The organism is Endozoicomonas sp. SESOKO1 (genome assembly GCF_024606265.1).
Lineage (GTDB): Bacteria > Pseudomonadota > Gammaproteobacteria > Pseudomonadales > Endozoicomonadaceae > Endozoicomonas.
On record NZ_JAHHPP010000190.1, the window covers coordinates 1 to 13,212 of the forward strand.

Genomic DNA, 13,212 nt, shown 5'->3' on the forward strand with positions numbered 1-13,212 from the left:
CAGCGACCCCCACCATGTCAAGGTGGTGCTCTACCAACTGAGCTAACCGACTGAATTGCAGCGCATATTATCAATACGCCTGAAAAATGCAATACTTTTGCCGCAACACTTCAGCAAAAATGTCAGCAGGAAATACCTGCGACAATGTTTCAAAATCTACTCACGTAACCGGGGACCATTATCCTGAAACAAAGGGTCCAATACCGCCACCACCCGCTCAAACCATGACAAAGCCAGGTCACCTGAAAACCAGTCAGATTAAACTCACGACTATCATAGAGATGAAGTAATTTCCTCTTTCACAGGCGCAAAATCTTCTTTCCTTAATTCCGGTAATGGTCGCACCTTGCATTCAAGACCATTGTCTTTTAACACCTGGCACAAAGTATCAAAACGGGAATCTACTTCATGGAGATGATCCAGCATGGCCGAAATGGCATGGGCGGTCGGGTCAGGCATTTCAGAAGTGACGGCATAGGCATCAAAGCCCATTTTCTCTGCCATCTTTTCCGCATTGGCATGACGGCGTTCACCGTTGCTACCAGCCGCCACCTCTGGCCTCTTCACAATCCTGCCAGGAATACCGACTACGGTTGCACCGGGCGGCACCTCACGCACCACCACCGCATTTGACCCAACCCTGGCGCCCTCCCCTACCACGAATGGCCCAAGCACTTTTGCCCCAGCACCGACAACAACGCCATTAGCCAACGTCGGGTGCCGCTTACCCTGGTTAGCTGGATACCCCTTTCCCTTATTGGGAGACGTACCGCCAAGCGTCACACCATGATAGAGAGTGACATCATCATGTATTACTGCAGTTTCACCAATAACAACCCCCATACCATGATCAATAAAAAAGCGACGCCCAATGGTAGCGCCCGGATGTATCTCAATACCGGTTAACCAGCGATTGAATGTTGACAGCATACGCCCCAACCAGAGCAACCCTGACTTCCAGAGTTTGTGCGACACCCTGTGCAGCAACAGCGCGTGCAGCCCAGGGTAATTGGTAACCACCTCGAATGTGTTCCGTGCCGCCGGATCCCGGTCCATTACGGTATTAATATCTTCTTTTATTCGCTCAAACATGGTCTGTGCCTGCCTGTTATTATCCCTTATTCATTCTTTTTCTTTCGAGGCAAGACATCGTTGGGTTTCTGACAGAATCCCCCGAAGAATATTCAGCTCAACACGATCCGGACGAACCCGCCCATAAAGACGCCGCAATTTAGCCATAATCTTCTCGTGACTGCTGTGATCAAGAAAACCAATCTCCACCAGCATCTGATACAGATGATCATAGTAACGCTCCATATCATCCATATTTGCCAACTCATGACCGCGGGGCTGCGGCATCTCCAGTGCATCAGTACTGATCAACTGCATCATCCGCAACTCATAACAGAGCACCTGTACCGCAGCCCCGAGGTTAAGAGAGCTGAATGCTTCATTGGTGGGGATATGAACCTGCAGATGACAGCGTCGCAACTGTTCATTGGTCAGGCCTTTATCTTCCCGGCCAAAAATGAGTGCCACCTTATGAGTCATTGCTTCGTCAACAATACTCCGGGCGCATGCCCGAGGATCCACCAGCGGGAGAGAAACACCTCTCACCCGGGCGCTTGTACCAACCACAAACTGACAATCCGCGAGGGCCTCATCCAGCGTTTCACAAACCCTGGCATTTCCCAGAATATCGTCTGCACCAGAGGCCAGCGCTGTTGCGGTACCGGATGGAAACTCATCAGGGGCGACCAGACATAACTGGCTTAACCCCATGGTTTTCATGGCACGGGCAGCAGCCCCGATGTTACCGGGATGGGAAGGATTGACCAGTACTATGGAAATGTTCTCGGAAAAATTGTCGAGCACCGCAGGAATCTCTGGCTTTAAGTGGTATCAGCAGGTCAGTGTACTCAAATTACGGCCAATGCCAAGCCTATAGTAAAACTACTGACAGGCACACATTCACGCTCCATTGCAAGTTAAAGCGCATCCTGTCAGAATTCGCACCCACTTTTTTGTGAAATTGTTGTCCCCTCCTGGCCGATAGACAGTTTCACAGCCCGGATGGCTGAGCAGCAGAGAAAACGCTATCACTGCCAGTGATACAACCGGATCAATGAATCCGGTAGAATCCCATCCCAATACGATCTTTCACATTCAGATGTAATTAAGCCTATGCAACCGATGGTTAATATGGCGCTGCGTGCAGCACGCCAGGCTGGCGATATCATAGCCCGCGCCTACAAAGATCTTGATCACGTTAATATCGAGTTCAAAAGCCGTAATGACTTTGTAACCGAGGTGGACAAGGCTGCCGAGAAGAGCATTATCGCCTCTCTCAGCAAAACCTACCCTGACCATGGCTTCTACGGTGAAGAAAGCGGACACCGTGAGGGCAAGGGTGAAGGCAAAGATTACCTCTGGATCATCGACCCCCTTGACGGCACCACCAACTTCATTAACGGCATCCCTCATTTTGCGGTTTCCATCGCCGTTCAATATCGTGGGCGCCTTGAGCACGCCGTTATTCTCGACCCGATCAAAGAGGAAGAGTACTGTGCCAGCCGTGGCCACGGTGCCACCCTGAACAGCAAACGCATTCGCGTAGGCAATCGGCGAAATCTGGCAGGCGCCCTGATCGGAACGGGCATCCCATTTATGAGTCCGGGCATCAACCATCTGGACAGTTACCTGAACATGATGAGAGCCTTGCTGGGGGATACCGCAGGCATCCGTCGTGCCGGCTCTGCAGCGCTCGACCTGGCTTACGTTGCCGCTGGCCGCCTGGATGCGTTCTGGGAAATCGGCCTGCAGGACTATGATATGGCAGCAGGCATTTTGATGATTCAGGAAGCTGGCGGCCTGGTTGGTGACTTTAAAGGTGGCCACACCTACATGAAGAATAACCAGGTCGTTGCTGGTAACAGCGGCTGTTTCAAGGAAGTGCTGAAGCGCATCAGACCCTTCGTTACTGAAGGCATGTTTCGTTATTGATTCTACGTAGAGTGAGGCTGTGCCTCACTTTTCCTACCGCTCCTCTTCTTGCCCCACCGTTCTGAACACTAAATTATCGGGAAACAGACGGGGGAGAAACTCAATCTTTCCATGCTCTGTCGCCGTGACAAGGGTGAGCAACTTTCCTTCCTCCAGCCCCTGCAAGGATTGCTTGGTATGGGCATCCAGCACAGACACCATGGCACGTTCATAGTAGCCACCATCGTAGTTAATCATGGTATCGAAATCGTCAATAATCACGGCATAATGACATTCCGGGTCGGTCTGGTGATTACCCCGCTCAGCAAATACATCGTTCAACGGCTTGGTGCGATCCCTGGATTTGACCACATCCCTGGCCGACACATAGCTGCAAAAAGCACCAAACTCATTGTTTGCCAGGGCCGCCAGTGTTGATTTGCCACTGCCCTGAGGCCCTTTAATAAGAATACGCAAGGTAGAGCGGGAATCATCCTGCTTAAAATCAGCAAGCGTCCTCCTGAGTTGGCTGACAACTTCTGGTGAATACCCGTCATAGTCGAAAGTTTTCCCCGCCAGGGGCATGAAATTGCTTTTGCCAAACCGTGGCTGAACCCGGGTAAATGCCCATTTGAAATCAGCCGTGCTGACATCCAGCGTCTCCAGGTTACTGAGTGCCTGAGGACAAAAAAAAGTATCACTCCCTGTCAGGCCCTGCCCCCTGCGCAGAGCTGATAGCCTGGACTTCTCCACCAAAGCACCTAGTTCAGCACCACTGAAGCCTGCAGTATTTTTCGCCAGCTCCTCAAGCGAGACATCGCCATTCAACATCCCGCTATCCGACAAGTCCCTGGTTTGAATCCTTAAAATCTGAAGACGCTGATCGACCTCTGGTAAATTAAATTTCATTTGCATATCCATGCGCCCGGGACGCATCACGGCCGGATCAATCAGGTCTGGCCTATTGGTTGTGCCGAAAACAATCAGGTTGTTTTTTTTATCAATACCATCCATGCAGGTCAGAAACTGATTGACGACTTTATCCCCGATGCCATTATCACCCGCCCGCCCTCTGGCCGGTAGCATCGAATCAATTTCATCAATTAGCACCAGACGAATACTCTGTTTTTTTTCCGGGTCGCTATCCGAAAAAATCGCCCTGACTCGTTGCTCAGACTCACCGACATATTTGTTAAAAACTTCCGGCCCTGAAATGATTTGTGTCGATACAGTGAAGCCATTTTCCCTGAGCAAAGACTCAATGACACGGATAAACAGCGTCTTACCCGTACCCGGAGGCCCCGAGAGAATGCCACCTCTGGTAAGCTGACATTTCATGGTTTTTTGCAGCTTATCCGGCACTAACCGTGGACTGATAAACGCATCTACGAACTGTCGAATGGCCCCATTCGCGCCACCAATACCGTAGGCTTCGCCACTATAATCAAACTTTCTGGCAAGCTTCTTGAGATCTATGGCAGCAGGAATATCAGTAATGGTGAGTTTTTTGCTGATACCAGGATTAACGGTAATCCTCGAAACCCGGGCATCCCTGGCCAATAAGCCAACAGCAGGCTCCCGGGCATCATCTCCAGTGGATCTGAGTTTTACACTGGCGACAAATTGATGATCACCATCATTGAATATATAGGAACGGGTGTCCTCCAGTGGACAACCGGATTGGTGACACATTCGCAGAAATGCCCCTGAAATGGCTTGCCATGTCTTAGTCACTGACAAGGACTCACCGGACGTTCCTGGATCATTTTTTGCTGCCTTGAGAAGCTGAATATGCAGCGCGACCGAATCCCAGCAGTCGTCAGCTACTTTTTTGGCCGACGTTAAATCAATCATCCCTCCGGAGGCAGGCAGTTTGCAATTACTTCTCATTAACTGTGTTAAATAGGCAGTTTGAGGTTCAACATCGCTTCTTTTCAATACCTTTACCGTTTGTGTGGAACCTTCTGTGCCATTCAAACAAGCATACGGGGAATAAAATGGTGTTCCGGTTGCAACAACCAGACTGTTAGGTTCAGGCCCGGCAAGCCAGCTAATTCTGTACTTATCAATCTTAAATCTGATGCCACCGGTTTCTGATATTGATGTCTCTGGCTCAATGCCGCCATTGAATTCAGTCTCAAAGCTATCCGGTATTATCGGCATGATACTGCTACGACGCCTGAAACGTTCTCCTCCCTGACCAGGACAATATTCAGAAGAATGTGCCTGCGGTTGTCCAAGTAGCGCTTCCCGAGCTTGCATATATTGCGAATATTGCGAAACAGAACCCCGTGAAGATCTGACAGACCGGCGGTCAAAAGTACGCCCCACACTTTCCGGCTCGCCCGGATCGGTTTCAGGATCATCAATGGTTACATTATCGCGAAATGGATTAACATTATTCCACGTTAACATAGCAACCTCTTTAATGGGTATTTATGGCTTCCTGCCTTAAAAGAGATTCACTATAGACCAAAAAAAACCGGCAAAAGCACCGGTTTTTTTTATCCCTGGAACCCTATGCGTTATGGCATCTGGTCGAGGTCTTCATTTTCTTTCACAGGAACGATCAGGTCTTCCCTGCTGATCCTCATGTAGATCAGCATATTGGACGCAATATAGATGGAGGAATAAGTACCCACACCCACACCCACAATCAATGCCAGGGCAAAGTTGTGAATCATATCACCACCAAAGAGGAACAGTGCAAACAACACCATCAGGGTGGTACCGGAAGTCGCCAATGTACGACCCAGGGTCTGGGTCAATGAAACATTGATAATCTCCTCAGTATCGCCTTTTCTCAGTTTGCGGAAGTTCTCACGGATACGGTCATAAACAATGATGGTGTCGTTCAGGGAGTATCCGATCACCGCCAGCAACGCTGCCATCACCGTCAGGTCAAACTGCAAGCCTAACAGTGCAAACAGGCCCAGGGTGAAAATCACATCGTGGGCCAACGACAGAATGGCACCCACCGAGAACTTGAACTGGAAGCGGAAAGCGATATAGAGCGTAATCAGCAACATGGCGAACAGCATGCCAAGACCGCCCTGCTCCCTCAGCCTTTCACCCACCTGGGGCCCGACAAACTCGACGCGCACCGCTGCAACATTGCCGTCATAGTTCTGACCCAGAAGAGCGGCAACCGCCGCCCCCATTTTCGGGTCATCTCCGGGGATACGGACCAGGATATCCTCTGCCGAACCAAACTCCTGCACGACAACGTTCTCATAACCGGCGGTTGCCAGCTGATCACGGATATCAGCAGTCTTCACCGGCTGATCATACACCAGCTCAATCAGCGTGCCGCCGGTAAAATCCAGCCCCCAGTTAATCCCCTTAGCGGCAAGAGCACCCACAGAGCCCAGCATTAACAACAGCGACAGCACCGAAGCGTAGGTGCGCAGCCGCATGAAATTGATGACTTTCAAATCATTCACCACTGCCACCTCAAATATACAGTTTCTTCAGGTTACGACCGCCATGGGTCAGGTTAACCAGGCCACGGGTCAGAACAATGGCTGTGAACATAGACGTCAGAATACCGATACACAGGGTGACCGCAAAACCTTTGATTGGCCCGGTTCCCACGGCAAACAGGATGATACCCACCAGCAGGGTGGTGATATTACCATCCAAGATGGACACAAACGCACGATCAAAACCCTCATGGATCGCCCGCTGAATTGGCCGCCCACCGCGAATCTCTTCCCGAATACGGGAGAAAATCAGTACGTTGGCATCCACCGCCATACCCAGTGTCAATACAATACCGGCAATACCCGGCATGGTCAGTGTGGCACCAAACAGACTCATCACCGCCATCAGCAGTACCAGGTTCATGGCCAGGGCAATATTAGCCAGCAAACCAAACACCCGGTAAACCACAACCATGAAGATCAGCAGCAGAATCAGACCGATCACCGTAGAATGAATACCCATCTGGATATTCTCTGCCCCCAGGCTTGGACCCACCGTTCTCTCTTCAGCGAAATACATCGGGGCAGCCAGGGAGCCTGCTCTCAACAGCAGCGCCAGTTCAGAAGCCTCTGCCGTTGAGTTCAGGCCGGTAATGCGGAACTGGTTACCCAGCGCACTCTGAATGGTTGCCAGGCTGATAACGCTCTCTTCCTGCTGGAAGCCCTGGATCGTTTCCTTAACCTGCTTCCCGTCTACGGTACTGGTAACCACTTTGGTCACCGGCTTCTGCTCAATAAAGATAACCGCCATGGCCCGCCCTACGTTGTTACGGGTAGCGCGGTTCATTACGGTACCGCCGTGGCTGTCCAGGTTGATATTCACCTGTGGCTGGCCAGTCTGGGTATCAAAGTTGGACTGGGCGCTGGACACCTGGTCACCGGTAATGATGATATCCCGTTCCAGATCCACGGGAGGACGACGGGAATCCATGAAACTGAATGACTCAGTGCTGGCCCTGGACGCATTGGGCAGCGCTTCAAGGCGGAACTGCAGGTTAGCAGTTTTCCCCAGAATACGCTTGGCTTCTGCTGTATCCTGAACACCGGGCAACTCAACAACGATACCGTTACGCCCCTGACGCTGAACCAGCGGTTCGGACACACCCAGCTCATTGACACGATTACGAACCGTTGTCAGGTTCTGTCGCACCGCATAATCTTCAATCTCTTTAATGGCCGTTTCAGCGTATCGATAAGACAGTACAGGGCGACCATTAACGTCAGCGTTCTCCACCGTCAAATCCGGAAAATCCTTGCTGATCAGGCGGGCAGCCTGGTCACGGGATGACGCATCATTAAATGCCATCTGTCGTGCACCATCGGCACGCTCTGGCATGGTGCGATAGCGGAGCTTTTCTTTGCGCAGGGAAGTTCGAATTTCCGAGTTGGCAATATCCATTTTCAGCTGCAGGGCTTTTGCAGTATCCACCTCCAACAGAAAGTGCACACCACCGGAAAGATCAAGCCCGAGCTTCATCGGGAAGGCCCCAATGGAAGTCAGCCAGTCCGGCGTCGTCTGAGCCAGGTTAATGGCAACAATATAGTCATCCCCAAGCGCCTCTTTGATCAGCGATTTCGACAACTGCTGCTGATCAGCACGGTTAAGGCGAATCAGCAATGCCTTGTCGTCAAGCTCCACAGACTTAACATCAATATTGGCCGCTGCCAGGGCCTTTTCAGCACGCTGCTGAACCTGCTCATCCATCACTCTGGACGAACTGGTGCCAGTCACCTGTACTGCCGGGTCTGCGGGGTAAAGATTGGGAAGGGCATACATAAACCCGAGACCTACGATGACCAGAATCAGCAGGTACTTCCACAATGGATAGCGATTGAGCATGGCTCACCGGTTCCTGAATTAATAGTGAAGCGCCATAGCGGCATTGTTATACAGCCTTTGCCAGGATGATCTTTCCCGGGCTATGGGCATACGGCACAATTCGTTTAATAAAAAAAGCAGCCTGAAAAAGCTGCTTTTCTCAAAACTTACTTGATCGCCTTGATGGTACCTTTTGGCAACGTAGCAGCAACAGACCCTTTCTGGAAATTCAGTTCCATATTGTCGGCAACCTGCAGGGTGACAAACTCATCCGTTACATTGCTGACTTTACCAAGAATACCACCAGTGGTGACTACCTCATCACCTTTGGCCAGACCAGCAATCAGGTTTTTGTGCTCTTTGGCACGCTTGCTCTGGGGACGCCAGATCAGCAGCCAGAAAATCAGCACAAAACCACCCAGCATCACCAGCTGACCAATCATACCCGGTCCAGCTGTTGCAGCAGCCGCACCACCTTCTGCAGCTGCCTGAGCCTGACTGATGAAAGGAATCATTCCAATACTCCTAATCGTATTATTACCGTTGACGCAGCAATTTACCTGAAAAACAACCAGTCCGGAACCCTCCCCTTCGCCGAAAGCGGGCAAAAGCGGTGGCAGAGCCCAATTCCAAAAGCATCAAGCCCAGAACCTTATCCGGATTTACACGAACAAACTGTTAGTTGGGACTATCCAGAAAATATCAACCCCAGTCAGGAACATCCTGCCCACGCTTGCGATAGAACTCGGCAACAAACGCTTCCAGCTTACCTTCTTCGATGGCGCCTCTCAGACCGGCCATGACCCGCTGGTAATAGCGCAGGTTATGGATGGTGTTCAGCATGGAGCCAAGGATCTCACCACACTTATCCAGATGGTGCAGGTATGAGCGACTGAAATTCTGGCAAGTATAGCAATCACAATGCTCTTCCAGCGGACGCTCATCCATCTTGTGGGCCGAGTTGCGGATCTTGATCACCCCTTCATCGACAAACAGGTGACCATTGCGGGCGTTACGGGTTGGCATAACACAGTCGAACATATCAACACCACGACGAACCGCCTCAACAATATCCTCCGGTTTGCCAACACCCATCAGGTAACGGGGATGACTCTCGGGAATTTTATGGGTGATATGGGAGAGAATACGCATCATATCCTCTTTGCTCTCACCCACAGAAAGACCGCCAATGGCATAACCATCAAAGCCAATCTCTGTCAGGCCCGCAAGGGACACATCACGCAGCTCTTCAAACATTCCTCCCTGGATAATGCCAAACAGGGCAGAAGGACTTTCACCGTGAGCGGCTTTGGAGCGGGCTGCCCAACGCAGAGAAAGTTCCATGGAACTGCGCGCCTGCTCTTCATTAGCGTCACCCGGCGTACACTCATCAAAAATCATCACGATGTCAGAACCCAGCTCACGCTGAACCTGCATCGAAATCTCCGGGTTCAGGAACACCCTGGAACCATCCACCGGAGACTGGAAAGAAACGCCCTCTTCGGTAATTTTGCGCAACTTGCCCAGGCTGAAAACCTGAAAGCCACCGGAGTCCGTCAGAATCGGACCGTGCCACTGGTTAAAGTCGTGCAGGTCGCCATGCTTCTGAATAATTTCGGTACCCGGACGAAGCATCAAATGAAAGGTATTACCCAGAATAATTTCTGCACCAATCTCTTTAATATCCCTTGGCAACATGCCTTTTACCGTGCCATAGGTTCCCACCGGCATAAAGCATGGTGTTTCAACCGTGCCACGGGGAAAGGTCAACCGACCACGACGGGCTTTGCCATCGGTAGCCAGCTGCTGAAACTGCATAAAGCATTCTCTTGTCATGAATTTTGTATAGCTCTTTCTCTTAAACTACAAAGACACGCCATCTATAAACTCGACAGTGTCTGGGAATCAGTCCGCCTACGGGTCAGCAACATGGCATCGCCATAACTGAAGAAGCGGTACTTTTGCTCAACGGCTTCTTTATAGGCAGCCAGCACATTTTCCCGACCGGCAAAAGCACTGACCAGCATTAACAGGGTGGATTGCGGCAGATGAAAATTAGTCACCATCAAATCCACACTGCGAAACTCATAACCCGGATAAATAAAGATGCTGGAATCCCCCTGGAACGGGACAATCTCACCGGATGCCGAAGCTGATTCAAGGCTGCGCACCGACGTGGTACCCACCGCCACAACACGATTACCCCTGGCACGGGTTTCCCGCACCGCCTGACAGACGGCCTCAGAAACTTCGATATACTCCGCGTGCATCACATGGTCTTCAATCTTTTCAACCCGAACCGGCTGATACGTTCCTGAGCCCACATGAAGCGTCACAAACACCTTCTGAACGCCTTTGGCCTCAAGACGCGCCAGCAATGCTTCATCAAAATGAAGCCCTGCCGTTGGTGCCGCCACCGCGCCATCCCTTGCCGCAAACACCGTTTGATAACGCAGACGATCACTATCACCATCTTCACGGTCAATATAAGGCGGCAATGGCATGTGGCCGTGCTCCAGCAGCAGCGGTAAAACCGATGTTTCAAACCGTAGAATAAACAGAAAATCCCGACGCCCTTCCACAACAACGCGCACCGCGCCATCTGCCAGCAATAACACAGCGCCCGGCTTTGGCGACTTGCTGGCCCTAACCTGGGCCAGCGCCAGGTTATCCTCCAATACCCGCTCAATCAGCACCTCAACTTTGCCACCCGTCTCTTTCTGACCATACAAACGGGCCGGAATCACCCGCGTATTATTCAGCACCAACAGGTCGCCGGGCTCAAGCAGACTTTCTATATCAGAAAACTGTTGATGCCGAACCTCACCACTATTGCCATCAAGGCACAGAAGGCGGCTGCCGGTACGATCCTCTGCAGGAAACCGGGCAATCTGCTCATCGGGCAGATCAAAATCAAAATCACTGACTTGCATGGACAATCCGGTGGTTACTGTCTTCATTTCCGGTAGTCCACGCTACTCTTGGTAGAAGAGCGTAGAAAACCAGCCTGAATAAAAAGCACCGAAGGATACTGCAAAACAAGGAAGGTGTCAGGAGGGCGATTCCATCCAACGTTACGGACTTACCGTATTTTTTTTGTTCTTACCATTCAATAACTGCTTGATCTCAATGATCTCTTTGATATACTTCGACGCACTTGAGCAACAGCCACTTCGCCAGCAAACCTTAACGCTTCACTCGATGAGAAAAGCTTTGAATTCAGCGAACAGATGACATAAGCTCAGCAACATCAAATGCCAGTGTGATGGAATTGGTAGACATGACGGATTCAAAATCCGTTGCCTTTGCGGGCGTGTCGGTTCGAGTCCGACCACTGGTACCAATACTTAATGTTTTATTCCTTCCTTTGTAACTTCTAGCTAAACTCTCTCTTTTTTTGTCTTTGTGGTGGCAACCACCAGATCTCATTCCTGATTTCTTGAACTTTCGGTAACTATTTGCTGGTTCGCTTGAACTTTCATCTTCTCATACCTGCACTTTCCCAAACTTTATGCTGGGAACTTTCACGATATTTATGATGGTTTTTCCGTGGTGAATTTTACCCTGAGATACTAATGCAGATTTTAGGCGCACAAAAAAAGCACTCAAATATGAATGCTTGATGAGATTTTATTAAAAAAATTGAGGAAGGTGAAAAGAAACGCTCAGAGGAGAGATATGAGCTTAGCTGGCTTGCCACTCCTTCATGGCCTTCCCCCATAATCGAGTGAAATCTTTGTACCGAAATCCGTGATACTCAACCATACGACACCTGACTTTGTTATAACTGGGCACAACTCCTTCCTTCTCGAGATCTACGATGATCTTCGATATCTGGTCAGTAAATTGATGGTATCGGTTATCACTCTCTAACTTTCGCAACCCCTGATTCTTTTGCACCACAGCACGAGTCAATTCAGGAAAGCGATAAGAAAGAAAACTAACCCCCACCTTCAGCTTGCTGGCAACTTCCGGCAATGGAGTAATTTTTTCTGATAAAGCATAGGTCTGCAGTCGTTTTTCAATCTCCTCCATCTCCAGTGACGAGTTAAACACTTTTCGAACAGTTAATCTGGCCTCTGTCAGCTGCGGTGCAATATCCTGATGATTCACCAATAACTGTGACGGCAAAACATTCACTGCCAGGAAAAAATCAAGAAAACTGGTAAGCGTTGGTCGATAACGACCAGACACCCATTGCGAAATCGTTCTGTCAGAGAAGCACACGACTTCGGTCAACTTTGTCACAGCACCGCACCCGGAACGATTGACAACCATCATCACCCCATCCTTAAATTCCTGACTGACATCAATCTCCAACAATTGATGACGGCACTCAAAAAGGTCATAAAAATATTGCTCCCTGGAAGTCACCTCTCTCGCTTCACCCACCATATAACCGAGAAAACCACCGCACTGGGTACACCAACCAATTTTTCTTGATGAAGGTAGCGCTTGCTGGGTAGCACCACAATCCGGGCATTGACTCACGAGCGCCAACTGATGAACAGGACAGCTTTTCACTTCCATAAGGGAAAAAACCAGCGGATCATAAACAGGCATTGATTGTCGCATAGCATCCAGATAACACTCAGGGCACCAATGCTTTTCCTGCCGGATAACTCCTTTACCCATTGAATCAAACAGCCCCCTGAACGGCATCATCGTATGTTGCTCCAGACCTTTCATACCAGTGAGTCTCGATAGAGCCTCACTGTACTTTTTGGCATGATTCCGATAACTATTGAGCACCGAAAGCCCATCTCTGGAAAATAACGAGTTTCGGGCAGCCCCAAAACCAGCTTCAGGATTTACCACATAGTCGATGAAAAACCTTGGACTACAGAAGTTCTTCAAGGAAATCCGGTTTATCAAACGGCATCCCGGAGCAGGTTAATATCCGTTGGAAAGTGGGCATTGGTTTTTACG

10 protein-coding genes and 1 tRNA gene are annotated in these 13,212 nt (G+C 50.1%); 2 read left to right on the forward strand and 9 right to left on the reverse strand.

Annotated features, from left to right (window positions below; genetic code table 11):
• Positions 1-273 precede the first annotated feature (273 nt).
• Positions 274-1,122: a serine O-acetyltransferase gene (gene cysE / locus KDK13_RS09180; RefSeq protein ID WP_257284688.1), complete on the reverse strand. Its 849-nt coding sequence runs from the start codon at positions 1,120-1,122 to the stop codon at positions 274-276.
• Positions 1,123-1,875 carry a tRNA (cytosine(32)/uridine(32)-2'-O)-methyltransferase TrmJ gene (gene trmJ / locus KDK13_RS09185; protein WP_257284680.1) on the reverse strand — a complete coding sequence of 251 codons (753 nt, stop codon included), beginning with the start codon at positions 1,873-1,875 and terminating at the stop codon, positions 1,123-1,125.
• 309 nt (positions 1,876-2,184) lie between these two features.
• On the opposite strand from trmJ, the gene KDK13_RS09190 reads away from it, so the two are divergent.
• Positions 2,185-3,003 carry an inositol monophosphatase family protein gene (locus KDK13_RS09190; protein WP_257284681.1) on the forward strand — a complete coding sequence of 273 codons (819 nt, stop codon included), beginning with the start codon at positions 2,185-2,187 and terminating at the stop codon, positions 3,001-3,003.
• 33 nt (positions 3,004-3,036) lie between these two features.
• Here KDK13_RS09190 and KDK13_RS09195 read toward each other — a convergent pair whose 3' ends face one another.
• The 6 genes from KDK13_RS09195 to queA form a co-directional block, all read right to left on the reverse strand.
• The gene (locus KDK13_RS09195) at positions 3,037-5,397 is read right to left on the reverse strand and encodes an ATP-binding protein (RefSeq protein ID WP_257284682.1); all 2,361 of its coding nucleotides are present in this window, start codon (positions 5,395-5,397) and stop codon (positions 3,037-3,039) included.
• A gap of 110 nt (positions 5,398-5,507) precedes the next feature.
• Positions 5,508-6,425, reverse strand: coding sequence for a protein translocase subunit SecF (secF, locus tag KDK13_RS09200; RefSeq protein WP_257284683.1), 918 nt, complete (start codon positions 6,423-6,425; stop codon positions 5,508-5,510).
• Between the two features lie 10 nt (positions 6,426-6,435).
• Entirely contained in the window at positions 6,436-8,304 is a 1,869-nt protein-coding gene (gene secD / locus KDK13_RS09205) for a protein translocase subunit SecD (RefSeq protein ID WP_257284684.1), read from the reverse strand.
• 146 nt (positions 8,305-8,450) lie between these two features.
• On the reverse strand, positions 8,451-8,798 hold the full coding sequence (yajC, locus tag KDK13_RS09210; protein ID WP_257284685.1) for a preprotein translocase subunit YajC: 348 nt from the start codon (positions 8,796-8,798) through the stop codon (positions 8,451-8,453).
• Positions 8,799-8,985: 187 nt separating this feature from the next.
• Positions 8,986-10,119, reverse strand: coding sequence for a tRNA guanosine(34) transglycosylase Tgt (gene tgt, locus KDK13_RS09215; protein WP_257284686.1), 1,134 nt, complete (start codon positions 10,117-10,119; stop codon positions 8,986-8,988).
• Positions 10,120-10,163: 44 nt separating this feature from the next.
• The gene (gene queA / locus KDK13_RS09220) at positions 10,164-11,216 is read right to left on the reverse strand and encodes a tRNA preQ1(34) S-adenosylmethionine ribosyltransferase-isomerase QueA (protein WP_257284689.1); all 1,053 of its coding nucleotides are present in this window, start codon (positions 11,214-11,216) and stop codon (positions 10,164-10,166) included.
• Between the two features lie 323 nt (positions 11,217-11,539).
• Here queA and KDK13_RS09225 point away from each other — a divergent pair.
• Positions 11,540-11,626, forward strand: a tRNA-Leu gene (locus KDK13_RS09225).
• 341 nt (positions 11,627-11,967) lie between these two features.
• Here the strand turns inward: KDK13_RS09225 and KDK13_RS09230 are convergent.
• Positions 11,968-13,035, reverse strand: coding sequence for a TniQ family protein (locus KDK13_RS09230; protein ID WP_257284687.1), 1,068 nt, complete (start codon positions 13,033-13,035; stop codon positions 11,968-11,970).
• Positions 13,036-13,212: the final 177 nt, after the last annotated feature.